This is a genomic window from Streptomyces sp. CA2R106 (genome assembly GCF_037034245.1).
In the GTDB taxonomy this organism is placed as follows: domain Bacteria; phylum Actinomycetota; class Actinomycetes; order Streptomycetales; family Streptomycetaceae; genus Actinacidiphila.
The window spans coordinates 1-26600 of sequence record NZ_JBAGKC010000003.1 but is presented as its reverse complement, the minus strand read 5'-3'; the positions used below and the strand labels follow the sequence as shown (position 1 = coordinate 26600).

Below are 26600 nucleotides of genomic sequence, written 5' to 3'. Positions count from 1 at the left end.
CACCGCCCCCGCCCGCCGCGACCAGCCGGTCCCGCTGCGCGTGCGACCCCGCCCCAAGCGGCGCGGCTACTCCTCCGACAAGCCCCGGCGCAGCGTGCTGATGACGGTGCTCACCTCCCTGGTGGTGCTGTACACGCTGGTCCCGCTGGCCTGGCTGGTCATCAACGCCAGCAAGACCCAGCCGAAGCTGATGAGCTCCTTCGGCCTGTGGTTCAGCGGCCACTTCGCGCTGTGGGACAACATCCACCAGACGCTCACCTACGACCACCACATCTTCGTCCGCTGGCTGCTGAACACCCTGCTGTACGTGGTGGTCGGCGCGGGCGGCGCGACGTTCCTCGCGGTGCTCGGCGGGTACGGCCTGGCGAAGTTCGACTTCACCGGCAAGCGCGCGGTCTTCGCCGTCGTCATCGGCGCGGTCGCCGTGCCCGGCGCGGCGCTGGCCGTCCCCACCTTCCTGATGTTCAGCAAGCTCGGGCTGACCGACACCCCCTGGGCGGTGATCATCCCGTCGTTGATCTCGCCGTTCGGCCTGTACCTGATGTGGGTGTTCGCCTCCGAGGCGATCCCCGACGAGCTGCTGGAGGCCGCCCGCATGGACGGCTCGGGCGAGATCCGCACCTTCTTCCGGATCGCCCTGCCGCTGCTGGCCCCCGGCATCGTCACGGTGCTGCTGTTCACCGTGGTCGCGACGTGGAACAACTACTTCCTGCCGCTGATCATGATCAAGAACCCGCACTGGTACCCGCTGACCATCGGCCTCAACGCCTGGAACGCGCAGGCCGCCACCGCCGGCGGCCAGCCCGTCTTCAACCTGGTGATCACCGGCTCGCTGCTGACGATCATCCCGCTCATCGCGGCCTTCCTCCTCCTCCAGCGCTACTGGCAGTCCGGCCTGGCCGCCGGAAGCGTCAAGGAGTGACCCGCCCGGGCCACCCCAGGACCAGCACGTCCTCACGCCTCAGCACCCTCATCACGCACAACGGAGTGACAACAATGAGAACCAAGCTCTCCCGCTACGCCGGGGCGGTGGCCCTGGTCTGCGCCGCCTCCGTCGGCCTGGCCGCCTGCGGCTCGTCCGGCTCCAGCTCGTCCGGCGGCAAGACGTCCGCCTCGGACGTGAAGTCCGCGCTGGCCAAGGGAGGGACGATCACGGTCTGGGCCTGGGAGCCCACCTTGAAGCAGGTCGTCACCGACTTCGAGAAGAAGTACCCCAAGGTCCACGTCAACCTGGTCAACGCCGGTACCGGCAACGACCAGTACACCGCGCTGCAGAACGCGGTGGAGGCCGGCAAGGGCGTCCCGGACGTCGCGCAGATCGAGTACTACGCGCTCGGCCAGTTCGCGCTGTCGAAGTCCCTCACCGACCTGAGCAGCTACGGTGCGAAGGACCTCAAGAGCACCTACTCCACCGGCCCGTGGAACTCGGTCAACGTAGACGGTGGCGTCTACGCGCTGCCGATGGACTCCGGCCCGATGGCGCTGTTCTACAACAAGAAGGTCTTCGACAAGTACGACCTGCCGGTGCCCACCACCTGGCAGCAGTACCTCGACGACGCGCGCAAGCTGCACAAGGCCAACCCGAAGGCGTACATCGCCAACGACACCGGTGACGCGGGCGAGACCACCAGCCTCATCTGGCAGGCCGGCGGCAAGCCGTACACCGTCGACGGCAGCAACGTGTCGGTCGACTTCTCCAAGGACTCCGGCACCGCCACCTACACCAAGGTGTGGCAGCAGCTGATCTCCGAGCACCTGCTCGCCCCCACCACCGGCTGGACCGACCAGTGGTACAAGGGCCTGGGCGACGGCACCATCGCCACCCTGGCGACCGGCGCCTGGATGCCGGCCAACTTCGCCTCCGGCGTCAAGGACGCCGCGGGTGACTGGCGGGTCGCCGCGCTGCCGCAGTGGCAGTCCGGCGCCAACGCCAGCGCGGAGAACGGCGGCAGCTCGCTCGCGGTGATGAAGGCCGGCAGCAAGAAGGACCTGGCCTACGCCTTCCTGCAGTACGCCAACCAGGGCGCCGGGGTGAAGACCCGCATCGACGCCGGCGCCTTCCCGGCCACCACCGCGGACCTGAACTCCGCGTCCTTCCAGGACCAGAAGTTCCCGTACTTCGGCGGCCAGCAGGCGAACAAGATCTTCGCCCAGTCCGCGAAGAACGTGGTGTCCGGCTGGACCTACCTGCCCTACCAGGTCTACGCCAACTCCGTCTTCAACGACTCCGTCGGCAAGGCGTACACCTCCGGCACCCCGCTGAAGTCCGCGCTCGAGGCATGGCAGAACAAGTCCATCGCCTACGGCAAGGAGCAGGGCTTCACCGTGAAGTGACGTCACGTCGGCAGCGGTGCTGCGGAGCCCGGCCCGAACGGCGGGCTCCGCAGCGGCCGGAGCGGCCCGCGAAGGCGGCCGCCCCGGCCGGGCGCCGGCGCCATCCGTAGACTGTGACATCGGCCATTCGTAAGAGCCCGGCCAGCGGGTGAAGGTGCAGGCAGCAAGTGACCGAGAGCGAAACAGCCGAGCAGGGCGGCAGCGCCCCGCTCCGGACCGGGCCGGCGGCCGGCGGACGGCGCCGCCGCAGCGCGTCCATGGCGGACGTGGCCCGGCTCGCGGGGGTCTCCGCGCAGACCGTCTCGCGGGTGTCCAACGGCGCCCCCGGCGTCGTGGACGCCACCCGCGAGCAGGTGCTGGCCGCGATGAAGGAGCTGGGCTACCGGCCCAACTCCGCTGCCCGCGCCCTCAAAAGCGGCCGGTTCCACACCATCGGCGTCATCCTGTTCAACATCTCCACCACCGGCAACACCCGCACCCTGGAGGCCATCGCGACCTCCGCGGCGGCCGAGGGCTACGCCATCACCCTCCTGCCGGTCGCCGCCGCCACCCAGGACAGCGTGCGCGGCGCGTTCACCCGGATGGGAGAACTCGCCGTCGACGGCATCATCATGCTGATGGAGGCCCACCTGCTGGACGCCTCCACGGTGACGCTGCCGCCGCGCGCGCTGGCCGTCGTCGCCGACTCCAACGCCGGCGACCGCTACCGGGTCGTCGACACCGACCAGGTCGGCGGCGCCCAGGCCGCCGTCCAGCACCTGCTGCAACTCGGCCACGACACCGTCTGGCACGTCGCCGGCCCGTCCTACTCCTACTCCGCCGAACGCCGGGTGGAGGCGTGGCGCTCCGCCCTCCAGTCCCGCCGCCGCCAGGTGCCCGAGCCGCTGCGCGGCGACTGGACGGCCGACTCCGGCTACCAGGCCGGGCTCCAGCTCGCCCAGGAACCGGACTGCACCGCCGTCTTCGTCTCCAACGACCAGATGGCCCTCGGCGTCCTGCGCGCCCTGCACGAGCACGGCCGCCGGGTGCCGGAGGACATCAGCGTCGTCGGCTTCGACGACGTGCCCGAGGCCGGCTCCTATCTGCCCCCGCTCACCACCGTCCACCAGGACTTCTCCGAGGTCGGGCGGCGCTGCGTGGAGGAGCTGCTGAAGCAGATACGGGACGACCGGGAGGCCACCGGCACCACGCTGGTGCCGACCCGGCTGGTCACCCGCGCCAGCACCGCCCCGCCGCCCAGCGCCTGCTGAGCCGCACCCGCCCCGAACCGCCCCGACACCCCCAGCAGGCGCCGCCCGGCCCCCGTGCGCGCCCGGCCTGCCCCACCCCGGTGATGGTTACGCAACCATCGCCCCCTTGCTTCGACTACGCTCCACGGAAGGAGCAGGACACCATGCCCAAGGAACTGCGGATCGAACCCGACGGCTTCCGCCTCGACGGCGAACCGTTCCGCATCATCTCCGGTGGCCTGCACTACTTCCGGGTCCACCCCGAGCAGTGGGCGGACCGGCTGCGCAAGGCCCGCCTGATGGGCCTGAACACCATCGACACCTATGTGCCGTGGAACCTCCACCAGCCCCGCAAGGGCGGCGAGCTGGACCTGACCGGCATCCTCGACCTGCCCCGCTTCCTCGACCTGGCCGCCGCCGAGGGCCTGCACGTCCTGCTGCGCCCCGGGCCGTACATCTGCGCCGAGTGGGAGGGCGGCGGCCTGCCGTCCTGGCTGCTGGCCGAGCCCGACATCCGCCTGCGCACCAACGACCCCGCCTACCTGGCCGCCGTCGAGCACTTCTTCCAGGCGCTGCTGCCGGCCGTCACCCCCCACCTGGCCACCAGCGGCGGCCCGGTCATCGCCGTCCAGGTCGAGAACGAGTACGGCGCCTACAGCGACGACACCGGCCACCTGCGCCGGATCGCCGACCTGCTGCTGGCCGGCGGGATCGACGTGCCGCTGTTCACCTGCGACCAGCCCGGCGACCTCGCCCGCGGCGCCCTGCCCGGCGTGCTCGCCACCGTCAACCTCGGCAGCCGCGCCGCGACCGGCCTGGCCGCGCTGCGCGCCCACCAGCCCCAGGGCCCGCTGATGGTCACCGAGTTCTGGAACGGCTGGTTCGACCGCTGGGGCGGCGTCCACGTCGTACGCGACGCGGCCGGCGCCGCCGCCGAACTCGACGCGATCCTCGCCGCCGGCGCCTCGGTGAACCTCTACATGTTCCACGGCGGCACCAACTTCGGCTTCACCAACGGCGCCAACGACAAGCACACCTACCGGCCCACCGTCACCTCCTACGACTACGACGCGCCGCTGGACGAGGCGGGCGACCCCACGCCGAAGTACGCCGCCTTCCGCGAGGTCATCGCCCGCCACGCCCCCGTCCCCGACGAGCCGGCGCCGCTGCCGGCGAAGAAGCTCAGCGCCCTGGGCGTCACCCTGGACCGCACCGCCCCGCTGCTCGCGCAGGCGCCGCTGCTCGGCCAGGCGGTGGCCGGCCCGCGCCCGCTGACCATGGAGGAACTCGGCCAGGACTTCGGCTTCGTGCTCTACCAGGCGCAACTGCCCGCGCCGGGCCCCGCGGTGCTCACGCTCGACGCCGTCCGCGACCGCGCCCAGGTCTTCGTCGACGGGCAGCCGGCCGGCGTCCTGGAGCGCGAGGGCCACGAACCGGCCCTGGCCTTCACGGTGCCGCGGGCCGGCGCCCGCCTGGAGGTGCTGGTGGAGAACCAGGGCCGGGTCAACTACGGCCAGGCGCTGCACGACCGCAAGGGCCTGCTCGGCGAGGCCCGGCTGGACGGCGAGGTACTGCGCGGCTGGACCAGCCGCCCGCTGCCGCTCACCCCCGCCGACCTGGAGCGCCTGGAGTTCGCCGCCGCCGTCGGCCCGGTCGTCGGCCCGGCCTTCCACCGCGGCGTGTTCGACGTGGAGACCCCCGCCGACACCCACCTCGACCTGGCCGGCTGGACCAAGGGCAACGCGTGGGTCAACGGCTTCCCGCTCGGCCGCTTCTGGTCCCGCGGTCCGCAGACCACCCTCTACGTGCCGGCGCCGGTGCTGCGCGCGGGCGCCAACGAGGTCGTGGTGCTGGAACTGCACGCCGCCGCCCGGACCACCGTCGCCCTGCGCGAGGCCGCCGACCTCGGGCCGATCGAGGAGTGAGGCGGGCGGGCCGGGCCCGGGGTCACTTGGACTCCAGCCGGCCCAGCGGATGCGACGCGCCGGCCAGGGCGGCCCGGGCCACGGCCCAGTCGTCATGGCCGGCGCCGGTCACCTCCCGCAGGTAGGCCAGGGTGACGTGCTGCACGAGCGCGACCCGGTCCGGGTTCTCGTCGGTGGTCTCGGCCGCCGCGTAGCCGGAGATGCCGCCCAGCGAGTGCCGCCCGCCGTACACCGTGAGCAGGCTGCGGCCGGCCGGGGCCAGCGTGTACGGGTCGGTGGTCCAGGCCGGGCCGAGGGTGGACAGCGGCAGCTCGTCCGCGTCGCCGGCGACGACCAGCGAGGGCGCGGCCAGCGCCGAGAAGTCCTGCTCGCGCAGCCACGGCAACTGCTCGCGGGCGTAGGGCGTCAGCGTGTCGCCGCCGCGCCCGGCGGTGGCGATCTGGATACCGGCCGTCACCCGCGCGTCGGACAGGTCCGGCACCTCGCCGGTCAGCGGGTCGGTCACCCGCAGGCCCATGAGCAGGCCCGCGGTCTGCCCGCCGAAGGAGTGCCCGGCCGCCACGATCCGGGTGCGGTCCACCCGCCCGGGCAGGCCCGGTACCGCCGCCTCCAGGGTGCCGAGCGCGTCGAGCACCACCCGCATGTCCTGCACGCGCTGCCGCCAGAGGCCCGGGCGGCGCGGGTCGTCCGGCGCCAGTCCCAACCGCCGTGCGTCCAGGTGGGTCGGCTGGACCACCACGAAGCCGCCCGCGGCCCAGTGGGCGGCCAGCGGCGCGTAGCCGTCGAGGTCGGAGCCGAAGCCGTGGGCGAACAGCACCACCGGCAGGCCGCTGCCGGTGACCGGCGCGGTGACGCGGACCGGCAGGTCCGCGCCGCGGTGCGGCGCGGGCAGCGCGACGGGGCTGACCGACACGGTCGGGACCAGGGCGGGACCGGTCAGACCGGTCGCGGCGTACGTGGGCATGGGAGGGCCTTTCCTCGGTGCGGACCCCGGCCGCGCACGGAATGCGGCGAGGCGTGGTTACGCTAAAACCTGACGTCGGCGTGAGAGGCAAGCCGCCGGCGCGCCCGCGGCCGCGGAAGGAGCAGCCATGCGTGTCGGAGACCTCGCCGCCCGGACCGGTGTCAGCGTCCGGGCGCTGCGCTACTACGAGGAGCAGCAGCTGCTCACCGCCGAGCGCAGCCCCAGCGGCCAGCGCCACTACCCCGACAGCGCCGTCGACCGGGTCCGGCTGATCCAGGAGCTGTACGCCGCCGGGCTGTCCAGCCGCACCATCCTGGAACTCCTGCCGTGCGTGGTCGACGGCCGCGCCACCCCCGAACTGCTCGGCCGCCTCGCGCAGGAGCGCGCCGAGGTCGACCGGCGCGTCACCGACCTGCTGCGCACCCGGGACCGGCTCGACGCGGTGATCGGCGGCGCGACCGGCAACATGCGCACCGGGGTCTCCTGCCGCGACGCGACCCGCGACAGCCGCCCGGCGGCTCCGCCGTCCCCCTGACCGCCGCCCCCGACCGCTGCCCCTGACCGCCGCCCCCGACCTGCGCCCGGGCCGGTCCAACGCCCATACCTACCAGGGCCGTTCACCCTTTCGACGGGCGGCCGGAACACCTGCTCCCGGGTGGGCGGCGGTCGGGGTAGGCTCACCGTCCCGGAGCGAGGGGCCAGGTCACGGGGGGAGACGAAGGGCGACGTGGTGGCGGAGACACTCGGAGCGCTGGTGCGTCGGCTGCGCAAGCAGGCGGGGATGACGCAGTTCCAGCTGGCCGAGCGCGCCGGGCTGGGCGAGCGGACCATCGGCCGGATCGAGAACGACAAGCCCTTCGACCACCGCAGCGGCACCTTCGCCCGCCTCGCCGACGCGCTGGAGGCCGGCCCCGAGGACCGCCGCCGTCTGATGGCGGCCTCCATCGGCTCCGGCGACGAACCCCCGCCCGTACCGGCGCAGCAGGCCGCACCCGCGGGGGCGCGGGTGCCGGGCCCGCTGGCCGACGAGGCGGACGGGCTGGCCCGGGAGAGCAAGCGCCGCTGGCGTGAGGAGGAGGCCCAGCGCCGGGTGCACCACCCCTACGCGCTGCCGGTGCGCTGGCAGCACGTGGCGACCGGCCTCGCCGACCGGACGGAGAACGCGCAGGGCACCGCCCCCGGCGACGCCCTGCCGGACATCGACCTCAGCGGCGACCTGCGCCGGGTCGCGGGCGTCTACCGGCGGATCGGCTCCGGGCGGCTGGTGGTGCTGGGCCGGGCCGGCTCGGGCAAGTCGATCCTGGCGGTGCGGTTCGCCCTGGACCTGCTGGACACGCGCGAGGACGCCCAGCGGGTGCCGGTGATCTTCAGCCTCGGCTCCTGGGACCCGACCGCGATCGCCCTGCGGGACTGGCTGGTCGACCGGCTGGTCCGCGACCACCCGCACCTGGCCCGGGTGCTGCCCAGCGGCAAGCCGCTCGCCGCCGACCTCTTCGACGCCGACCTGATCCTGCCGGTGCTCGACGGCTTCGACGAGATCGCGGAGGAACTGCGCGGCGAGGCACTCCAGGAACTGAACCGCACGGTGCTGCCGCTGGTGCTCACCAGCCGCCGCGACGAGTTCGCCGGGGCGGTGGCCGCGGCCCGCGCGCCCCTCGCGTCGGCCGTCGTCATCGAGCTTTGCGACCTGGAACCCTCGGACCTGCGCGACTACCTGCCCCGCACCGTGCCGGTGCCGCCCGGACCGCTCGACCCCGCCGCGCCGCGGGGCTGGAACGACGTGCTGGACCGGGCGCGGGCCGGGGGCCCGGCCGGCGCCCACCTGACCGAGGCGCTGAGCACCCCGCTGATGATCGCGCTGGCGCGGACGATGTACAGCGACAACCCCGACCGCGACCCGGCCGAACTGCTCGACACCGCGCGCTTCCCCGACGCCGCCGCGATCGAGGCCCACCTGCTGGCCGGCTTCGTACCGACCGTCTACCGGCGCCGCGCCCCGCAGCGCCCTGACGCGGGCGGCCCGGCCGCGGCGCGCCGCGGCACCGAGCGGCAGTGGGAACTGGCCGACGCCCAGCGCTGGTTGGGCTACATCGCGCACCACCTGGCCGCCCTGGACGGCGAGCGGCAGGACATCGCGTGGTGGGAGCTGGGCACCAGCATGAGCCGGCTGGCGCGGACCGTGATCGTCGGACTGCTGGCCGGCACGGCCTTCGGGGTGACCGCCGGTGTCGGGAACATCCCGGTGGACCTGGTCGCGACCTCCCACGGCCCGGTGTTCGCGCTGCTGCGCGGCTTGGCCGTCGGGGTGCTGCACGGCCTCGCGGCCGCGGTGCTGTTCGGGCTGGTCTACTGGTACGCGACCGCGCGCGACGGCCTCAAACCGTCGCCGGTGCGGATCAGGTTCACCGGGTGGGGCCGGCGCGGCGGGCGGCTGCGGCGCACCGGCCGCAGGGTCCGGGTCCGCGTCGCGGTCGGCCTGCTGTGCGGGCTGTCGGTCGCCGCCGCGCTGGAACTCATCGACCAGGGCCTCGTCGGGCCGCTCGGGCTGGACGACGGGCAGGGCGGGGGAGCGCTGGCCCGGGTGGTGTTCATCGCCGAACTCGGCCTGGGCGCCGGGCTGGTGTTCGCGCTGACCGCGGTGCTCGAAGCCCCGGTCCGCCCCGAGTCCGTGGTCAGCCCCGCCGACCTGCTCGGCATCGACCGCCGCAACGTCGCCTACCACCTGCTGGTGTGGGCGCTGGCCATCGGCCCCGCCGCCGGCCTGCTCAACGGGATCGTCGACGGGCCGGTACGCGGACTGGAGGTCGGCGTCGTCTTCGGCCTGGAGGCCGCCTTCGGCGCCGGACTCGGATACGGGGTGTGCATGACGGCGTGGGGCCAGTGGGTGGCGCTGTCCCGCATCTGGCTGCCGCTGACCGGACGGCTGCCCTGGGCGCTGGTCTCCTTCCTGGACGACGCCCACCGGCGCGGCGTGCTGCGCCAGGTCGGCGCGGTGTACCAGTTCCGCCACAGCCGCATCCAGAGCCAGCTCGGCCACGCCTTCCGGGAAGACCATGGGAAGCGGCGCCCAGGGCGGCCGGACACCGCACCCGCGGTGGCGCCGGGCGCCTGACCCGCGCCCGCCCACCCCCGGCCGCCGGGCAGGCACACGACCACGGCCACGCGTCTCATAAGGAGGCAGACCCATGGATTCCAGCTACGGCGCGGGCAGTCCGCGGCGGCGGATCGGATTAGCGGCAGGCGCGGCGCTCACCGCGGCCGGCGCCGCCGTCGCCGGCCCGGGCGCCGGGAGCGCGGCCGCCGCACCGGTGGCCGCGACCCTGCACTACACCTGCACCTTCCCCTACATCGGGGGTCAGCAGATCACCGCGCGGATCTCGGCGGACTTCCCGTCGTCGGTCGCCGCCGGCACCTCCAGCCCCCGCTTCGCCGTACACGCCGCGGCCGACGTCGACGGCGCCTTCACCGCCGGGCTGCGCCAGGTCCTCGGCGTGCGCGTCATCGAGGGCAGCGTGGACGCGCGGACCAGCGTCGCCGCGCCGCAGGGCACCAGGACCGTGTCCGTCCACCTGGCCATCACGCCCACCACGGTGCCCGCGTCGGGCACCTTCGCCATCCCCGCCACCGGCACCGCCCCCGCGCTCGGCTTCACCGCACCGGGCCACGGCACGGTCAGCGCGGGCGACTTCACCCTGCACCTGGTCCCCGAGGACGCAAGCGGCGACCTCGTTGCGGTCGGCAAGGTCGACGTGCCCTGCGCCCTGAACGCAGGCCAGTCCGGCGCCGTGGCGGCCTTCCGCGTCACCCCGTCCGCCACGAAGACCACCCCGCCCGCCGCCCCCGGCTCCCCGTCCGCCCCGGGCACCGGCGGCCACGGCAGCAGCGCCTCCGCGCACCCGGGCACCTCCGTCCCCGCCACGGCGACCCGGACCCCCAGCACCTCACCCAGCACCGGCGCCAGTACGGCCGCCGCCTCCGGCACCCCGTCCGCCACCGCGTCCGGCGCCGCCCCGGGCACGAGCGGCCCGGGACAGCGCCCGGACACCGCGACCGACGTCGCCGCCGCGGATACCGCGAAGACCGGCAGCAGCAGCGGGCACCTGGCCGCCCTCATCGCGGGCATCCTGGCCGCGGCCGCACTCGCCGCCGCGGCCGCCCTGCGCCTCGTGCCCCGCCTGCGCAACCGCCGCACCGGCGGCAGTGCCTGACGCGTCGTCACCGGCGCCGACCCACTACCCGGGCGCCGGGCCCCGGCTCACACCTCGCGCAACCGCGCCCCCAGGACCGCCAGCACACTGGCCGGGTCGGTGTCCAGGAAGAAGTGCCCGCCGTCCATGCCGAGCACCTCGCTGCCTGGGCCGCCGACCCGCGCCCAGCCGCGCATGGCGGCCTCGCCGTCGGTCCGGTCCTGCCGCCCGTACATCGCGGTGACCGGCATGGGCAGCGGCCCGTCGTGCTCGTCCTGCCACAGCTCCGCGAGCCGGATCTGCGCGCGCAGCGACGGGAAGAGCGTCCGCATCAGGGCCGGGTGGTCCAGCACCTCCTGCGGGGTGCCGCCCAGCTCCCGCAGCCCGGCCACGAACCCGTCGTACGGCTCCTCGTGCAGATACGGCCGCTGCTGCGGCCACCGGGGGCTGCGGCACCCGCTGACGAACAGCCGCCGGGTCGCCCCCGGGCACTTCTCGGCCGCCAGCCGGGCCAGTTCGTAGCCCAGCCGCGCGCCGAGGCTGTGCCCGTAGAACGCGTGCGGCCGGTCCAGCAGCGGTGCGAGCGCGGCGAACGCGTCGTCCCGCAGCGCCGGCCACTGCTCGTACGGCTCCTCGTAGACGCGGTGGCCCTGGCCGGGCGGCGCGATCGCGAGCACCTCGACGTGCGGGGCGAGCGCGGCGGCCCACGCACCGAACGCGTGCGGGCTGCCGCCCGCGTACGGCAGGCAGAACAGCCGCACCGGCGCGTGCGCGGGCGGCTCGTCGAACGCCAGCACCCAGGGGTTGCCGGACTTCACCATCTGCGGGCCCTTCGCTGGTCGGCGGCGCCGCCGCGGTGGAGGCCCGCGGCGGTCTCCCGCACCGAACTCGCTCCAGCCTGACGGCTGCCCGCCGATCTTCGCAACCGCCCGCGGCACCGACCGCGGCACCGCTCACGACTCCATGGTGCGCACCTGCCGGTCCAGCAGCGGCAGGACGCAGGAGGCGATGCAGCCGATCCCGCACAGCGTGCAGACCTCCCTCGCCCCGGCCGCCCGGCCCAGCGGCCCCGCCAGGAGCTGCGAGAGCGGAATGGCCAGGAAGGACAGCAGGTCGTCGTAGGCGGTGACCCGGGACAGGCTCTGCTGCGGCACCGCCTCCTGCAACGTGCTCTCCCAGGTGATCGCCGCCACCGAGAACCCCAGCCCGCCCACGAACGCCGCGGGCGCCACCACCCACGCCGTGCCGGACCACCCCAGCGCCAGCAGCGGCAGCCCGGCGAGCGCGCCCCAGATCCGGCCGTCCCGCAGCGGCCGCCGGAAGACCAGCCGGACCGCCACCACGCTCATCACCAGCAGCCCCGCCGCCCGCACGGCCTGCACCGCCCCCCACCCCACGGCGCCGTCCTGCCCCATCACCACCTCGGGCCCCAGCACGTTCCACGGGCCGACGTTGAAGGCGTTGACCAGCGCGAAGGACATGGCCATCAGCACCACCCAGCGCAGCGACCTGAAGACCGCCCAGCCGTCGGCGAGTTCCCGCAGGAGCCGCTGCCCCGAGGCCGGCGGCCGGCTCCCGCCGGGCAGGCGCAGGAAGGCCAGCGCCGCCATCCAGCAGCTCAGGCCGTCCACCGCCAGCGCCCACCCGCCGCCCGCGGTCGCCACCAGCACACTCGCCACGACCGGCCCCACGATCCGTACTGTGTTCTGGCTGCTGGCCAGCAGCGCGTTCGCACGGAACAGGTCGTGGCGCGGCACCAGTTCGGGCACGATCCCGCGCAGCGCCGGCGCGGTGAAGGCGGACACGGCGCCGGTGCCGAAGGACAGCAGGGCGAGCGCGGGCAGGTGGTAGGCGCCCGCGAGCAGCAGCGCGGCCATCCCCGCCAGCAGCGCGCCCGAGATCAGGTTCGCGGCGACCAGCAGCCGTCTTCGGCGCATCCGGTCCGCGACGGTGCCGCCCACCAGCAGCAGCGTCAGGTTCGGCACGATGTTCGCCGCGAGGACCACGCCCAGGTCCGAGGCGCTGCCGGTGGCCTGGAGCACGGCGAGCGACAGCGCCACCGTGGTCATCGAGGAGCCGGCCAGGTCCACCGTCCGCCCCGCGAGGAACCAGGCGAACCGGCCGGTCAGTAACTCCCGTACAGGCGTGGGCAGTTCGCTGGTGCGCACCGTGTCGGTCACGCGCCAAGTATCGGCCACGCCCCGCGCCCAGACCAGGCACGGAACCGGCCCCGCAGGCGGGAAACGGGCCCACTTCGCACCGCCCGGGGCGGCCCGGCCCGGACCGGAACGGTCGCTACCGGGCGCCGCCCCCGGCCGCGGACGCGTCGGACTCCTGCGCGGGCGTGCGCGGGGCCGGCGGCCGGGGGAGCGCGCCCTCGGCGGCCGGCGCGGCGGCGGTGGCCGGAGCGGCGGCGGTGGCCGGCGCGGAGCCCAGGAAGGCGGCGATCTGGCCGCGGCGCGAACAGCCCAGCTTGTTGAGGATGTGCTCCACATGCGAGTCCGCCGTCCGCTTGGAGATGACCAGCTGCTCGGCGATCTCGCGGTTGGACATGCCCGTGCCGATCAGCTCGGCGATCTCCCGCTCCCGGCGGGTGAGGGCGTCCGCACCGGCCGGCCCGCCCGGACCGGCCGGCTGCTCCGGCAGCGGCTCCTCGGCGTCCTCGGCGGCGAGCGTCACCGCCAGCTCGTCGTCCAGCTCCATGCCCTGGCGGAACAGCTCGCTGAACCGCGCCTGCCCGAGCTGCTCGGTGACCTGCGCGACGATCCGCTGGTGGTCCCGGCCCAGGCTCTCCCGACCCCACATCAGTATCACGTCGCCGGCCCGGAAGTAGGCGTCGGCCGCGCCCAGCAGCCAGGCCGCCCGCACCGGGCGCCCGGCGGCCGCGGCCTCCCACGCCAGCACCTCCAGGCAGGTCGCGATGCCGTCGGCCTCGTCCTGCTCGGCCTTGAGGCGGATCGCCCGGCGGATCACCGGCCCGCACTCCGCGGGCCGCCCCTGCACCCACAGCGCCAGCCCGATGAACTCCTGGATGAACGACCGGAAGAACGACTCGCCGCTGGCCCCGAACTCCTTGCGGTACGCGCGGTCGGCGGCCATGGCCCGCTCGGAGTCCCCGGTGAAGGCGGCGATCATCGCGTCGTGCATGTGCACGAAACCGATCCCCAGCTCGTACCCGCTGCGCAGCGTCAGCTCGCGCGAGCGGGCGAAGTGCCCGTCGGCCTCCGCGTCCTGGCCGGCCAGCAGGTGGCCCAGGCCCGCGACCTGGTGCGCGTAGCCCAGCAGCCGGTCGTCGCCGAGCCGGCCGGCCAGGTCCAGCGCCTGCCGGACCGCGTCCTGCGCCGCGGGCCGGTCGCCCTGCACGAACGACAGGTGGGCGTGGTGCGCGAGCGCCTCGGCCCGCTCCGGCAGCGGCCGGCCGACCCGCTCCAGGCTGCGCTGCAACCACAGCCGGCCCTCGCTGAAGCGCGACGTGCACAGCCAGTACGGGACCAGCCGGACCGTCAGCCGCAGCGCCTCCACCGGATCGCCCTGGCCGGCGCCGTGCGCGCGCTCCAGCGCGGTGCGCACATTGGCCCAGTCCCGGGCCAGCTGCTGCACCTCGTCGACCTGGCGGTCGGTGTACGCGGTGCGCTCGAAGGCCGCGGCCGTCTCGGCGTAGTGGGCCAGGTGCCGGTTGCTGGTGGCCTCCTGCTCGCCGGTGCGCTCCAGCCACTCCGCGCCGTACTCCCGCATCGTGTCCAGCAGCCGGTAGCGGACACCCGAGGGGGCGTCGACCCGCAGCACGATCGACTTGTCGACCAGGCTGATCAGCAGCTCGATGACCTCCTCCTGGTAGATGTCGCCGCCCGCGGTCACCTTCTCCGCGGCCGAAAGGTCGAAGGTGCCGGCGAACACCGACAGCCGCGCCCACACCAACCGCTCCTCGGGGGAGCACAGTTCGTGGCTCCAGCCGATGGCGGTGCGCAGCGTCTGGTGGCGGGGCAGCGCGGTGCGGCGGCCGCCGGTCAGCACCCGGAACCGGTCCTCCAGCCGGGCGGCGAGCTGGTCCAGCGGAATCGCGCGCAGCCGCACCGTCGCCAGCTCGATGGCCAGCGGGATGCCGTCCAGCCGGCGGCACAGCGCCTGGACGTCGTCGCGGTTGTCGTCGGTGATCCGGAAACCGGGGACGATGGCCGCGGCCCGCTGGGTGAACAGCAGCGCCGCGTCGCCGGACTCCACGTCCAGCGGCGGGACGGTGAGGGTGTGCTCGCCGGGGACCTCCAGCGGCTGGCGGCTGGTGGCCAGCACCTGGACGTGCGGGGTCTCCCGCAGGATCAGGTCGACCAGCAGCGCGCACTCGTCGACCAGGTGCTCGCAGGTGTCCAGCACCATCAGCATCCGGCGGGTGCTCAGGTGGTCCACGACGGCCGCGAGCGGGTCGCCCGGGTCGCGGATGCCCAGCAGGTCCGCCAGGGTCTGCGGGAGCAGCTCGCCCTGCTGCAGGCCCGACAGCTCCGCCAGGCACACGCCGTCCGGGTACTCCCCGGCGCGGTCGCCCGCCGCGCGCAGCGCGATCCGGCTCTTGCCGACCCCGCCCGGGCCGATCAGGGTGACCAGCCGCACCTCGTCCAACAGGCGCCGGACGTCGGCGAGTTCGGTGTCCCGCCCGACGAAGGAGGTGACCGCGCTCGGCAGCCCGGACCGGATCTGGCCGAATCGTGTGGCCATGCTCACGCTGCTGTACTCCTTAAGCGGTGCGTACGCGGACGCTGACGCATTGCGTTCGGTCCAGGCTAGAGGGTGCGGCTGCCGGGCCGGGGGAGATGGCGCCAATCCGCCGACGGGCGAGCGTCCCTGATCGAAACGGTCCCTCGACGCGCCGATGCGGGCCCGCCGCGGACCGTCCGAGGCCGGTCCGGTCCGCGCCGCCTGGACTACCGAGGAGGGAATCCGGCGGGGAGCGCCCGCGATTCTAGGTATACGGATCTCGCACGTGTCGGCGCGGGCCGGGCTTTCCCGTTCGGCAGACTCGTAAGCGGCCGTGCGGGGAAAGCCGTTCGCCGATGGCTTTCCCCGCGTTCCCCCGCTACCCCCCCGCTTTTCCCGCACCCGCCGCCCGCCCGCCCGGACCGGCCCACCTGCGCGTCACCCCTCCCGCGCAGGTGGGTCCCGCGCACCGCCGAGCAAAGGACCCCCACCAGCATGTCCGCACTCGTGCCGCCCCCCGCGGCCGTACCACCGAGTGACCCGACTGCACCCCCCGGCGCCGGTGTCTCCGGCGTCCGGCACGAGCCGCCGTGGAGCGGCGGCCCGGGCGGAACCCCCTCACGCCACCTCCTGGTCCTCGCCGGGCGCGGATTCCGCCGCTTCCTCGAACGCGGCGCACCCCCCGACACCCCGCCGCCCGACGGCCCCCGTGGCGACGCGGCGCCCCTGAACTGACCACCGGCGCCCGTCCCCGAACCGAGCCGAAGGAGGTCGTGGAAAAGCCACCCCTCAAGGCGGTTGCACGCGTGCGGACGTCCCCTCATGGAGGGCGTCCAGTACGCCCTTGAGCTGTCGGCCGTCCGGGAGAAACATGTGTGGAAGGCGCTTCCCGCACATGTTCGCCAACCCCCGACCCGAAGGACACCCCGCATGCGACTGGGCCTGGCCCTCCCGACCTTCGGCGCCGACGCCCACGCGGAGGCGATCACCACCGTCAGCCGTACCGCCGAGGAGCTGGGGTACGACTCGCTGTGGACCGGCGACCGGGTGCTCGCGCCCCGCACGCCCAGCGTGCCCTACCCGGGCAAGGACCCGGTGATGCCGCGGTCCTACGAGAACTTCATGGACCCGCTGGTGAGCCTGACGCTCGCCGCCGCCCACACCGGCCGGGTCCGCCTGGGCACCAGCACCCTCAACGGGCTGTGGCACGCCCCGATCATGCTCGCCCGGTCGCTGACCACCCTGGACCTGCTCAGCGGCGGCCGGCTGGACGTCGGGCTGGGCCTGGGCTGGATGCCCGAGGAGTACACCGCGGTCGGCGTGCCCTGGCGGGGCCGGGGCGCCCGGCTGGACGAGACGCTCGACATCCTGGACGCCTACTGGGCCGGCGGCGAGTTCGCGCACGACGGGCCGCTGTTCACCGTGCCGGGGACCGTTGTCGGCTTGCGCCCGCGCCAACGCCCGCGGCCTCCGGTCCTGCTGGCCGCGTTCAGCCCCGTCGGCATCCGTCGGCTCGCGCGCCGTGCCGATGGCTGGCTGCCGGTGGGGATGCCGCTGCCTCGCCTCACGGCGCAGTGGTCGGCCATCCTGGACGAGGCGGACCGGGTCGGGCGGGACGGCGCCGGCCTGCGGATGGCGCTGCGTATCAACCCGACATTGACCCGCACGCCCGCCGACCCGGACCAGGTCCCCTCGCAGGGCACCCTCGGCCAGTACGTCGCCTACGCGCGCGCCGCCGAACAGGCCGGTGTCCACGAGCTGTTCATCGATTTCCAGCAGACCCCGGCCACCCTCGCCGAGCGGCTGGACCTCGCCGCCCGCTTCATCGACGGCGTCCGCGCCGGCTGACACCGCACCGGGTACGGCGGCCCCCCGCCGGGGGCACCTGGCTTAACGATCGTTAGGTCCGGGACGGTGAGCTCGCCGACCGACCAGGTCGCGGCGCGGAGATCCCGAGCGCCGATCAGCCGTATTGCGGTGATATCCCGCGTGATCTCTGGGCGATCGGGCCCCGGTGTATTGACCGCTCGCCCCAGCGGCTTCTAGCGTCTGAACGAGCTGAACGAGCGTTAGGTAGATGCCCCTCCGACAGCCGCGAGGTCCGTATGGCGATCGATTTCACCCTTGAGCCCGATCTCGTGGAACTCCGCGAGCGCACCGCCGACTTCGTCCGGGCGGTGGTCCTGCCCGCCGAGCAGGAGCTGCTGCGCCAGGCGGGCCTCCCCGACGACGCCCTGCGCCGCCGGCTCCAGCGGGCCGCCCGCGCCGCCGGGCTCTTCGCGCCGACCGCGCCCAAGGACCTGGGCGGCCTCGGCCTGGACCTGCGCGGGCAGTCCGTGGTCCTGGAGGAGGCCGGGTACAGCCTGCTCGGCCCGCTCGCCCTGCACTGCGCCGCCCCCGACGAGGGCAACATGCTGCTGCTGGCGAAGGCCGCCGACCCCGACAGCGCGACCGCTTCCTGAAACCGCTGGCCGCGGGGGAGATACGGTCCTGCTTCGCGATGACCGAACCCGCGCCCGGCGCCGGCTCCGACCCCGCCCAACTGGCCACCACCGCCCGGCGCACCGGCGCCGGATGGGTGCTGGAAGGCCGCGGCCGCGACCTCAGCGCGCTGCCCTTCTACCGGGCCCTGGCCCACTTCAAGATCGCGGTGATCGCCGAGGGCGTGCACGCCCGCCACCTCAAGGGCGTCACCGTCGGCGACGGCTTCGCCGGCGCGGGCGCGTCGGTGCCGGCCCTGGTCCGGGCCGGACGCGCCGCCCTCGGGCGCGGACGGTGACCGGCACCCGGCCCGCGCACGCGCCGCGCCGGACCGTAGGACGGCCCCAAGGCGCCGGACCACCCCGGCACGGCACCCCGGCACGGCACCCCAGGAAGGCAGTAGCCCCGCATGGAGATCACCGCCGCACTCTCCCGCCACCCCGAGCAGCCGTTCTCCCTCGAGACCGTCACGCTCGACGCGCCCCGCGAGGGCGAAGTGCTCGTCCGCATGGCGGCCAGCGGCATCTGCCGCACCGACCTGCACTACCGCGCCCTGCTGCCGCCGGCGAAAGGCCCCTACGTCCTCGGGCACGAGGGCGCCGGCGTCGTCGAGGAGACCGGCGCCGGCGTCACCGGCATCCACCCCGGCGACCGGGTGGTGCTCAGCTACCGGCACTGCGGCGCCTGCGGCACCTGCCGGGCCGGCCACCCCGCCTACTGCGCCCGCCTGGGCCGGCTCAACGCGCCCGGCCCGCGCCCGGACGGCACCCCCACGCTGCACCAGGACGGCACCCCGGTCGCGGGCGCCTTCTTCGGCCAGTCCAGCTTCGCCACCCACGCGCTCGCGTCCGCCGGCAACACGGTGGTCGTCGCCCCCGGCACCGACCTGGTGACCGCCGCGCCGCTGGGCTGCGGGGTGCAGACCGGCGCGGGCGCGGTGCTCAACGTGCTGCGCCCGGCGCCCGGTGCCCGCCTCGCCGTCTACGGCGCCGGCGCGGTGGGCTGCGCCGCGCTGATGGCCGCGCGCGCCGCCGACGCCGGCACGATCGTCGCCGTCGACCCGGTACCGGGCCGGCGCGCCCTGGCGCTGCGGCTGGGCGCGACCGCGGCGCTCGACCCGGCCGGCTGCGACGTCGTCGCCGCCGTACGGGACCTGACCGGCGGGGGAGCCACCCACGCGCTGGACACCACCGGCAGTCCCGATGTGATCGCCCCGGCCGTACGGGCCCTGGCGCGCACCGGCACCCTGGTCCTGGTGGGCCTGGGCGAGCCGCGGCTGACCCTGGACGCCGAGGACCTGCTGTGGGGCGGCAAGACCGTGCGCGGCTGCGTCGAGGGCGACGCCCGCCCCCAGGAGTTCATCCCGCGCCTGCTGGCGCTGCGGGCCGCCGGACGCCTGCCGCTGGAGGAGATCGTCACGCCCTACCCCTTCGCCGACATCGACCGGGCCGCGGCCGACTCCCGCTCGGGCGCCGCGGTCAAGCCGGTCCTGGTGTTCTGACCGGCCGTCACGTCCGCCGGGCCTCACATCGCCCGTGCGGTGCGGGCGCGCGGCACCGGCCGCACCCGCGCCCCCACCGTGCGCAGGGCGATCGCCGCGTAGCGGTCGGCGATCTCCGCCGGCGGCAGCGGACCGCCCTCGCGGTACCAGCCCGTCACCGCCTGGCACATGCCCAGCAGCGCCCGGGTGGTGTCCGGCGCCCGGTCCACCTCGAACAGCCCCTGCGCCACGCCCTCCTCGACGATCTCCCGCAGCAGGTCCTCCAACTCCTTGCGCAGCGCCGCGTACTTCCGGCGGTTGGCCGGCTCCAGGTAGCGCAGCTCGCAGTCCAGCCCCGCCGTCGCCACCCGGTGGGTCATGTGCAGCACCACGCACTCGACGACGTTGGAGAACCGCTCCAGCACCCGTCCGCCCGCCTCCGCGTCGGCGAGCCGGGCCCGTTGCAGCACCTCGCCCACCGCGCCTTCCAGCAGCGCGACGAGCAGCCCCTGCTTGTTGGCGAAGTGGTAGTAGATCGTCGGCACGGTGATGCCCGCCCGGCGGGCGACGTCCCGCACGGAGGTGCCGTGGTAGCCGTGCTCGCGGAACTCCGCCAGCGCGGCCGCCAGCACGGGATGCAGGTCCAGCGGCGCGAACTCCCGCCAGTCGCCGACGGGCCCGGCCGGGTCCGCGGCAGGGGCCGAAGCCGTGTCCGCCCCGGACCCGCCGCCGGTCGTCTTCGTCGCCATGCGCCTGCTCCTCGTCGCTGCCGGGCCGACCCGTCGCGACGAAGTCTAGCGAACGTTAGGTAGCTGTCGAAGTGGTCGAAGGGGCGGCAAGGGCGCCGGTGCTACAGGCCCAGGTCGCGGCCCACGATCTCCTTCATGATCTCCGTGGTGCCCCCGTAGATGGTGGAGATCCGCGAGTCGAGGTAGTCGTGCGCGATCCGGTACTCCAGCATGTAGCCGTAGGCGCCGTGCAGTTGAAGGCAGCGCCCGACGACGTCGACGTACCGCTCGGTGGCCCAGAACTTCGCCGCCGCGGCGTCCACCGCGCTCAGCTCGCCCCGGGAGTGCCGCCCGAGCAGGTCGTCGACGTAGGCGCGGCCCACCCGGGCGGTCGTCACCATGTCGGCGAGCTGGAACCGGGTGTTCTGGAAGGACCCGATCGCCTGGCCGAACGCCTTGCGCTCCTTGACGTACGCCACGGTGCGCTCCAGCACGCCCTCCATCGAGGAGACCGCGCCGGCGGCGATGGAGATCCGCTCCTGGGGGAGGTTGCGCATCAGCGCCTTGAAGCCCGAGCCCTCCGCGCCGAGCAGGTTGGCGGCGGGCACCCGCACGTCGGAGAAGAACAGCTCGCTGGTGTCCTGGGCGTGCAGCCCGACCTTCTCAAGGTTGCGGCCGCGGGAAAAGCCGGGGCGGTCGCTCTCCACGACCAGCAGGCTGATCCCGCGGTGCCGGTCCGGGCCGGTGCGCACCGCGGTGACGACCAGGTCGGCGTTCTGCCCGTTGGAGATGAACACCTTGCTGCCGTTGACCACGTACTCCTCGCCGTCGCGGACCGCGGTGGTGGCGATGCCGGCCAGGTCGCTGCCGGTGCCGGGCTCGGTCATCGCGACCGCGACGACGAGGTCCCCGGCGGCGATGCCCGGCAGCCACCGGGCCCGCTGCTCCTCGTCGGTGAGGTCGGTGAAGTAGGGGATGACGATGTCGTTGGACAGCGAGATCCCCGCCATGCCGTCGGAGACCGGGTGCCGCGAGAACTCCTCGCCGATCACGGCGTTGAAGCGGAAGTCGCCGACCCCGGCGCCGCCGTACTCCTCCGGGATGGAGAAGCCGAGGATGCCCGCCCTGGCGGCTTCCCTGAACAGCCAGCGGTCGACGCGGCCCTCCTGCCGCCACCGGTCGGCGTGGGGCACGGCGTGCTTGTCGACGAAGGCGCGCACCGTCTCCCGCAGGGCCTCGTGGTCGTCGTCGTACAGGGAGCGCCGGGCGGTGATCACATCGGTCATCAGAACTCCAGATCCGGGAGACGGGAGACGGGAGACGGAGGGGTGAAGGCCCGGGCGTGCCACTCGCGTTCCAGCCCGAAGTACAGCAGCCGCCCGGCGGCGGGCGCCCCGGCTCGCTTGCCGTTCATCACACCCATCAAGGTGCCCTCGTCGAGCTGCTTGAAGTGGTCGAGCACCGGCATGCCGTCGTAGACCATCGTGGCGGTCACCTCGCCGCGGAACTCCACGTTCCACAAGCTGGCCTCGCCGCGGCCGCCGGCCGTGTCGGAGTACAGGCTGCCGTCGCCGGCCCGGCAGATCAGCGGCTTGGCGTCGTCCAGCGCCAGGAAGTGCTTGCCGTGCCAGCGGCTGCGCTCCAGCACGCCCTCCACCGGGTGGCCGGTGGGGAAGACGAAGCCCCGCCACGCGCCGAGCACCGCCTCGGCCCGCACCACCGCGAGCCGCGCCCACAGCGCGTCCAGTTCCCGGAACTGGATCGGACCGGTGGCGGCGCGCAGCGCGAGCCAGCGTGCGCGGACGGCGCGCTCGGCGCCGCTCACCGCGCGCCCAGCCGGCGCAGCAGCGCGAGCCGGCCGTTGGTGCGGCGCACGAAGTCCGCCACCGGCTTGCCCGGCGGCGGGCCGAGCGGCATCAGGCGCTGCTCGGCGAGCGTCTGGCCGTCGGTGAACTTGCGGATGCCCTCGGCGCCGTGGCGCCGGCCGGCGCCGCTGTCGCGCATGCCGCCCATGCCGGCCTCGATGCTGCCGGCCGCCGCGGCGGCGCCGTCGTTGATGTTGACCGCGCCGCACCGCACCAGCCGCGCCATCCGCCGGGCCGCGCGGGTGTCCCTGGACCAGATCGACGCCGACAGCCCGTAGTCGCCCTGGTTGGCCAGCTCCACCGCCTCGGCGTCGGTGGCGTAGGAGTACAGCGACAGCACGGGGCCGAACGTCTCCTCGGCGCACACGGCCATCGCGGGTGTGACCCCCTCCAGGACGGTGGGCTCGTAGGCGAGCGGTCCGACGTCGGGCCGGGCCCGCCCGCCGGTCAGGACGGTCGCGCCCTTGGCGACGGCCTCCTCGACGTGGGCGGTGACGGACGCCAGCTGCGCCGCGGAGACCAGCGGCCCCAGATCGGCGCCGTAGTCGTAGCCCTGGCCCAGCCGCAGCGCGCGCGTCGCCGCCACCAGTAGGTCGCGGAAGGCGGCGTGGACGCAGGCGTGCACATAGACGCGCTCGGTGTGGATGCACATCTGGCCGCTGTTGGCGAAGGCGGACGCGACGGTGCCGGCCGCCGCGGCGGCGAGGTCGGCGTCGGCGCGCACGATCAGCGGGTTCTTGCCGCCCAGTTCCAGCGAGGCGCCGACCAGCCGGCGTGCCGCGCGCTCGGCGACCACGCGGCCGGTCGCGGTCGAACCGGTGAAGCAGACGAAGTCGGCGCGGTCGACCAGCGCCGAGCCGACCACGGGCCCGTCGCCGGTGACGACCTGCCACAGACCGGCCGGCAGCCCCGCCTCGGCCATCAGCGCGCGCGTCCACAGCATCGTCAGCGCGGTCTGCTCGTCGGCCTTGGAGACCACCGCGTTGCCCGCGCACAGCGCGGGCAGCACGTCGCCGACCCCGAGGTAGAGCGGGTAGTTCCAGGGGGAGACGATGCCGACGACCCCCTTGGGCACCCGCGCCTCCACGACCCGGGTCAGGCCGGGGACCATCCCCCGTACCCGGCGCGGCGCCAGGTAGCGCGCGCCGCGCCGCGCGTAGTGCCGGGCGATCGCCGCGACCTGGGCGACCTCCTGCCAGGCGTGCAGCCGCGCCTTGCCGGTCTCCCACTGGATCAGGTCGAGCACCTCCTCCTGCCGGGCCAGCAGCAGGTCGTGGAAGGCGAGCAGCAGGCCGCGGCGGCGGCGCGGGGAAGTGGCCGCCCACGCGTGCTGTGCGGCCCGGGCCCCGGTGACGGCGGCCGCGACGTCCTGCGGATCGCACGCGGGGACGGCGGCGGTCGGCGCCAGGTCGTACGGCGCGAGGGCCGGCGCGCAGGTCTCCGCCTCCCGTCCGGGCCGCGCGCCGTCCCGGCAGACCCACCCCGTCCACCGGGCGATCAGCTCGTCGCCGACCCACGCGGGGCGCGCGCCGGGCGCCGCCCGGTCCGCTGGCGCTGGGGCCACCTGGTCCTGTTCCGTACTCATGCGGGGCTCCTTCAGGTACCGGACCGGTGGGGCGGCGGTGCGTCGCGCCACTGCGGGAAACAGCGTCGAAACACATCTTGCCGTCCCCGACACAGCTCGCTATGTTAATCGAAAATCGCGTCGTCGGACAACCTTGAAGTGCGCTGGTTCCGTCCGAGTCAGCGGCTCACCGGCCACGGTTCAAGGCACTGCCTGGCTGCCTGGAGGTTGGTAAGTAAATGGAGAATCTCAGTAGAAGGCGCATGCTCTCAGTCGGTGCCGCCATGGGCCTGGCCGCCGTGGGCCTCAACGTCCCCCGAGCGTGGTCGTGGTCGTCCGCCGGCTCGATCGCCAAGACCGACACCGTCACCGACCCGTTCACCGTGTGGGACCCCGCCGCGGACCAGGTGGCGGCCCAGATCCTGGCCGACGGCGCGACTGCCTCGGTCAACACCGCCTGGCAGAAGTGGGTCGACAACAGCGACGCACTGCCGTCCGGCATGCCGAGTTACGTCACGTCCTACCTGCAGGGCGTCAACAAGGTCCCCTCGTGGGCCGACCCGACCCTGCTCGCCGCGTCCGAGGAGCTCTACAAGCGGATCAGCCTGTACCTGTTCCTGTCACTGAGCCTCGGCAGCGGCATCCTCAGCACCGTCATCCCGCGCGAGGCCCGCGCGGTCTACTGGTCCGCCGGCGGCGCCGACATGAAGGCCCGCGCCGCCAAGACCTTCACCTTCGGCTACGACATGGCCGCCGCCGACGCATGGAGCCCGGACGGCCACTTCGTCGTCACCGCGAACAAGACCCGCCTGGTGCACGCCACCGTACGCAACCTGCTGCCGACCTCACCGCAGTTCGCGGCGAGCGCCGACCAGCCCTCGCCCATCAGCAACGGCGACATCCTGCGCACGTTCCACTCCACCGGCACCTTCACCCACCTGAACCTGGCCAAGTGGAACATCAAGCTGTCCACCGCCGAGCAGAACGCCGACCTGCACGCCTGGCAGGTGGCCCTCAGCCTGCTCGGCGTGCAGGACCAGTTCATCCCCGCGACCTGGTCCGACGCCGTCGCCCAGGCCGAGCAGATGCTCTGGCCCGACCTCGCCGCCACCACCGAGGGCAACAGCCTGGCGTCCACCCTGCTCGGATACGTCGAGACGCCCGTCCTCGGCGTCGACACCGGCTTCGTCAGCGAGATGGTCCGCTACCTCATCGGCGACACCTACGCCAACTGGCTCAAGCTGCCGCACGACCTGGTCTCCCGCGGCATCATCGAGATCGGCTGGCCGCTGTACGTCGCCTTCCGCGAGGGCACCGCGGGCGTCCCGCCGGTGAACTACTACCTGTTCGACCAGTTCATCCGCGGCGTCGCGATGCTCTTCCTCAACAACGGCACCTCGGCGACCCAGACGCCGATCGTGCTGCCGTCGGCGAACCGGCCGTCCTGAGCCGCTCGCCGCAGCACGCACGTCGCAACACGCAAGGCCGCGAAGGCGGCGCCCCGCGGCCAGGGGCCACCCGGCCGCGGGGCGCTCGCCGCTTCACACTCGCCGCTTCACCCCCGGCCGCTTCACCCCCGCCGCCTCACACGCCCAGCGCGCCCACCACCAGCGCGGTCACCGCCGACCGGTGCTCCGGGGTGTCCCGCCACCGCAGCAGCCGCCCCACCTCGACCACCACCCCCAGGCCCGCGTGCACCAGCAACCGGGCCTGCCGCGGGTCCAGTTCCGGCCGCGCCGACCGCAACTGCCGCTCCCACACCGCGATGTGCTCGTGCTGCGCGAGGATCACCGGCTCCCGCACGTCGTCCGGCAGACCGCGCACCTCCGCCTCGGCGACCCGGGTCAGCTCGGTGTTCTCGAAGCTGTACGCCACATACGTCGCCGCCAGCACCGCCACCGCCGCGCGCGGCTCGCGAACACCGTGCAGGTTGTGGTTGACCGCCTGCGCCAGCAGCTCCGCCGCCTGGAGGCACGCCGCCACCAGGATGTCGACCTTGCCCGGGTAGTGGCGGTAGAGCGCGGACGGGGCGAGCCCCGCCGCCTGGCCGATCTGCCCGTTGGAGACGCCCGCGAACCCGTCCCGCGCGAACAGCGGCACCGCGGCCGCCAGGATCTCCGCGCGCCGGGTGCGCGGCACCGGCTGCACCGGCAGGCTGACCGGCCGCGCACCCGCGACGGCCGCGCGCGGATCGGTGCGCGCCGCGCCGAGCGCGGAGTGCACCAGCGCGTCCTCCAACCGGCGTTGGGCGATCGGGGTGCGGTGCGTGGTCACCGAGCCGATCACGCCCAGCGCCGCCACCGCCCGCAGCTTCTCGTCCGGCAGCGGCCGGTCGCGCCGCACCGCCCCGGCGACCCGGCCGACGACGGCGTCGAACTTCGCCCGCAGCCGCCGCCGGTCCTCGCCTGCCAGATACCGCGCCTCCCACCGGTACACCCCGCCCGAGGCCCGGTGCGCCACCGTCACCCGGGCCAGCGCGGTCAGCACCTCCGCAAGGCCCGCCTCGTCCGGGACCGCTGCCAGCGCCGCGACGAGCCCGTCCGCCAGGCCGCCCGCGCACTCCGCGAAGAGCGTGTACTTGTTCGGGAAGTGCCGGTACAGCGCGGCCGCGGTGATGCCCACACCGGCGGCGATCTCCTCCATCGAGGCCGCGTGGTAGCCGCGTTCGCTGAAGACCCGGCCGGCGGCCTCCACGATGAGCTGCCTGCGGTTGCGCGGCCGGGCGGCCGCGGCCGGCTCGGCGCTCACCGGCACACCCGGGCGGAGACCAGCGCGGACAAGGACATGGCCCAAGTCAATCACAACGCCGCCCCCCGCACCGGGGCCCGCCAGGGCCGCCGTGCGCCGACCAGATCGGCCAGTCTGCCCGCCGTACCGGGCCGCCGCAGGTTGTCCTGCCCTCGCCGTACCGGGCTTGCCGTACGCTGACCGGCCCGGCTGCCCTGCCCCCGTCGCACCGGGGCCGCCGTACGCTGACCGGGTCGGGCTGCCTGCCCTCGCCGCAGCGGGCCGCCGCAGGTTGCCTCGCCCTCGCCGCGCCGGGCCTGCCGTACGCTGACCGGCCCGGCTGCCTTGCCCCCGTCGCACGGGGTTTGCCGTATGCCGATCGGGTGGGCTTGCCTGCCTTCGCCGTACCGGGTTTGCCGCGGGTTGC

Annotated in this window: 21 protein-coding genes; 12 read left to right on the top strand and 9 right to left on the bottom strand. The window is 74.5% G+C overall.

Annotation, left to right across the window (positions count from 1 at the left end; genetic code table 11):
• The first annotated feature begins 34 nt into the window (after positions 1-34).
• The 4 genes from WA788_RS05690 to WA788_RS05675 all read left to right on the top strand — a co-directional run bounded on the left by WA788_RS05690 (position 35) and on the right by WA788_RS05675 (position 5488).
• Positions 35-922, top strand: a complete 888-nt coding sequence (locus WA788_RS05690; RefSeq protein WP_335972982.1) for a carbohydrate ABC transporter permease — start codon at positions 35-37, stop codon at positions 920-922.
• A 74-nt stretch (positions 923-996) separates the two neighbouring features.
• Complete coding sequence (locus tag WA788_RS05685) at positions 997-2334, top strand: ABC transporter substrate-binding protein (RefSeq protein ID WP_335972255.1); 1338 nt, start codon at positions 997-999, stop codon at positions 2332-2334.
• A 167-nt stretch (positions 2335-2501) separates the two neighbouring features.
• Entirely contained in the window at positions 2502-3584 is a 1083-nt protein-coding gene (locus WA788_RS05680; protein WP_443033981.1) for a LacI family DNA-binding transcriptional regulator, read from the top strand.
• A 143-nt stretch (positions 3585-3727) separates the two neighbouring features.
• Entirely contained in the window at positions 3728-5488 is a 1761-nt protein-coding gene (locus tag WA788_RS05675; protein WP_335972254.1) for a glycoside hydrolase family 35 protein, read from the top strand.
• A 22-nt stretch (positions 5489-5510) separates the two neighbouring features.
• Here WA788_RS05675 and WA788_RS05670 read toward each other — a convergent pair whose 3' ends face one another.
• Positions 5511-6452 (bottom strand): alpha/beta hydrolase family protein, encoded by a 942-nt coding sequence (locus tag WA788_RS05670; RefSeq protein WP_335972253.1) that lies wholly within the window; start codon positions 6450-6452, stop codon positions 5511-5513.
• A 127-nt stretch (positions 6453-6579) separates the two neighbouring features.
• Here WA788_RS05670 and WA788_RS05665 point away from each other — a divergent pair, with 127 nt between their 5' ends.
• From WA788_RS05665 to WA788_RS05655, 3 genes are all read left to right on the top strand, one after another.
• Entirely contained in the window at positions 6580-6987 is a 408-nt protein-coding gene (locus tag WA788_RS05665; protein WP_335972252.1) for a MerR family transcriptional regulator, read from the top strand.
• Between the two features lie 195 nt (positions 6988-7182).
• On the top strand, positions 7183-9564 hold the full coding sequence (locus tag WA788_RS05660; RefSeq protein ID WP_335972251.1) for a helix-turn-helix domain-containing protein: 2382 nt from the start codon (positions 7183-7185) through the stop codon (positions 9562-9564).
• Between the two features lie 73 nt (positions 9565-9637).
• Entirely contained in the window at positions 9638-10660 is a 1023-nt protein-coding gene (locus WA788_RS05655) for a DUF6801 domain-containing protein (RefSeq protein ID WP_335972250.1), read from the top strand.
• Positions 10661-10707: 47 nt separating this feature from the next.
• Here the strand turns inward: WA788_RS05655 and WA788_RS05650 are convergent, their stop codons facing one another.
• From WA788_RS05650 to WA788_RS05640, 3 genes are all read right to left on the bottom strand, one after another.
• On the bottom strand, positions 10708-11460 hold the full coding sequence (locus WA788_RS05650) for a thioesterase II family protein (RefSeq protein WP_335972249.1): 753 nt from the start codon (positions 11458-11460) through the stop codon (positions 10708-10710).
• Between the two features lie 132 nt (positions 11461-11592).
• Positions 11593-12819, bottom strand: coding sequence for an MFS transporter (locus WA788_RS05645; protein WP_335972248.1), 1227 nt, complete (start codon positions 12817-12819; stop codon positions 11593-11595).
• Between the two features lie 115 nt (positions 12820-12934).
• Complete coding sequence (locus WA788_RS05640) at positions 12935-15349, bottom strand: LuxR C-terminal-related transcriptional regulator (RefSeq protein WP_335972975.1); 2415 nt, start codon at positions 15347-15349, stop codon at positions 12935-12937.
• 909 nt (positions 15350-16258) lie between these two features.
• Here WA788_RS05640 and WA788_RS05635 point away from each other — a divergent pair.
• The 4 genes from WA788_RS05635 to WA788_RS05620 all read left to right on the top strand — a co-directional run bounded on the left by WA788_RS05635 (position 16259) and on the right by WA788_RS05620 (position 19310).
• Entirely contained in the window at positions 16259-17176 is a 918-nt protein-coding gene (locus WA788_RS05635; RefSeq protein ID WP_335972247.1) for a TIGR03619 family F420-dependent LLM class oxidoreductase, read from the top strand.
• Between the two features lie 257 nt (positions 17177-17433).
• Positions 17434-17790, top strand: coding sequence for an acyl-CoA dehydrogenase family protein (locus WA788_RS05630; RefSeq protein WP_335972246.1), 357 nt, complete (start codon positions 17434-17436; stop codon positions 17788-17790).
• Positions 17791-17828: 38 nt separating this feature from the next.
• Positions 17829-18107, top strand: coding sequence for a hypothetical protein (locus WA788_RS05625; RefSeq protein WP_335972245.1), 279 nt, complete (start codon positions 17829-17831; stop codon positions 18105-18107).
• A 111-nt stretch (positions 18108-18218) separates the two neighbouring features.
• Positions 18219-19310 (top strand): NAD(P)-dependent alcohol dehydrogenase, encoded by a 1092-nt coding sequence (locus tag WA788_RS05620; protein ID WP_335972244.1) that lies wholly within the window; start codon positions 18219-18221, stop codon positions 19308-19310.
• A 23-nt stretch (positions 19311-19333) separates the two neighbouring features.
• On the opposite strand, the gene WA788_RS05615 is transcribed toward WA788_RS05620, so the two are convergent.
• The 4 genes from WA788_RS05615 to WA788_RS05600 form a co-directional block, all read right to left on the bottom strand.
• Positions 19334-20038 carry a TetR/AcrR family transcriptional regulator gene (locus WA788_RS05615; protein ID WP_335972243.1) on the bottom strand — a complete coding sequence of 235 codons (705 nt, stop codon included), beginning with the start codon at positions 20036-20038 and terminating at the stop codon, positions 19334-19336.
• A gap of 101 nt (positions 20039-20139) precedes the next feature.
• Complete coding sequence (locus tag WA788_RS05610) at positions 20140-21303, bottom strand: acyl-CoA dehydrogenase family protein (RefSeq protein WP_335972242.1); 1164 nt, start codon at positions 21301-21303, stop codon at positions 20140-20142.
• Positions 21303-21842 (bottom strand): DUF4334 domain-containing protein, encoded by a 540-nt coding sequence (locus WA788_RS05605; RefSeq protein ID WP_443033980.1) that lies wholly within the window; start codon positions 21840-21842, stop codon positions 21303-21305. Before WA788_RS05605 ends, WA788_RS05610 begins: the two co-directional genes overlap by 1 nt.
• Positions 21839-23467: a succinic semialdehyde dehydrogenase gene (locus tag WA788_RS05600; RefSeq protein WP_335972241.1), complete on the bottom strand. Its 1629-nt coding sequence runs from the start codon at positions 23465-23467 to the stop codon at positions 21839-21841. Before WA788_RS05600 ends, WA788_RS05605 begins: the two co-directional genes overlap by 4 nt.
• Positions 23468-23709: 242 nt before the next feature.
• On the opposite strand from WA788_RS05600, the gene WA788_RS05595 reads away from it, so the two are divergent.
• Positions 23710-24894: an oxygenase MpaB family protein gene (locus WA788_RS05595; RefSeq protein ID WP_443033979.1), complete on the top strand. Its 1185-nt coding sequence runs from the start codon at positions 23710-23712 to the stop codon at positions 24892-24894.
• A 136-nt stretch (positions 24895-25030) separates the two neighbouring features.
• On the opposite strand, the gene WA788_RS05590 is transcribed toward WA788_RS05595, so the two are convergent.
• Positions 25031-26194, bottom strand: a complete 1164-nt coding sequence (locus tag WA788_RS05590; RefSeq protein ID WP_335972239.1) for a TetR/AcrR family transcriptional regulator — start codon at positions 26192-26194, stop codon at positions 25031-25033.
• Positions 26195-26600: the final 406 nt, after the last annotated feature.

Bases quoted from the DNA above. Each gene is read 5' to 3' on its own strand.
- WA788_RS05600 (WP_335972241.1), bottom strand. From the start codon at position 23,467: ATGAGTACGGAACAGGACCAGGTGGCCCCAGCGCCAGCGGACCGGGCG.
- WA788_RS05630 (WP_335972246.1), top strand. From the start codon at position 17,434: ATGGCGATCGATTTCACCCTTGAGCCCGATCTCGTGGAACTCCGCGAG.
- WA788_RS05620 (WP_335972244.1), top strand. From the start codon at position 18,219: ATGGAGATCACCGCCGCACTCTCCCGCCACCCCGAGCAGCCGTTCTCC.
- WA788_RS05655 (WP_335972250.1), top strand. From the start codon at position 9,638: ATGGATTCCAGCTACGGCGCGGGCAGTCCGCGGCGGCGGATCGGATTA.
- WA788_RS05650 (WP_335972249.1), bottom strand. From the start codon at position 11,460: ATGGTGAAGTCCGGCAACCCCTGGGTGCTGGCGTTCGACGAGCCGCCC.
- WA788_RS05625 (WP_335972245.1), top strand. From the start codon at position 17,829: ATGACCGAACCCGCGCCCGGCGCCGGCTCCGACCCCGCCCAACTGGCC.
- WA788_RS05670 (WP_335972253.1), bottom strand. From the start codon at position 6,452: ATGCCCACGTACGCCGCGACCGGTCTGACCGGTCCCGCCCTGGTCCCG.
- WA788_RS05675 (WP_335972254.1), top strand. From the start codon at position 3,728: ATGCCCAAGGAACTGCGGATCGAACCCGACGGCTTCCGCCTCGACGGC.
- WA788_RS05635 (WP_335972247.1), top strand. From the start codon at position 16,259: ATGCGACTGGGCCTGGCCCTCCCGACCTTCGGCGCCGACGCCCACGCG.
- WA788_RS05610 (WP_335972242.1), bottom strand. From the start codon at position 21,303: ATGACCGATGTGATCACCGCCCGGCGCTCCCTGTACGACGACGACCAC.
- WA788_RS05685 (WP_335972255.1), top strand. From the start codon at position 997: ATGAGAACCAAGCTCTCCCGCTACGCCGGGGCGGTGGCCCTGGTCTGC.
- WA788_RS05665 (WP_335972252.1), top strand. From the start codon at position 6,580: ATGCGTGTCGGAGACCTCGCCGCCCGGACCGGTGTCAGCGTCCGGGCG.
- WA788_RS05615 (WP_335972243.1), bottom strand. From the start codon at position 20,038: ATGGCGACGAAGACGACCGGCGGCGGGTCCGGGGCGGACACGGCTTCG.
- WA788_RS05640 (WP_335972975.1), bottom strand. From the start codon at position 15,349: ATGGCCACACGATTCGGCCAGATCCGGTCCGGGCTGCCGAGCGCGGTC.
- WA788_RS05595 (WP_443033979.1), top strand. From the start codon at position 23,710: ATGCTCTCAGTCGGTGCCGCCATGGGCCTGGCCGCCGTGGGCCTCAAC.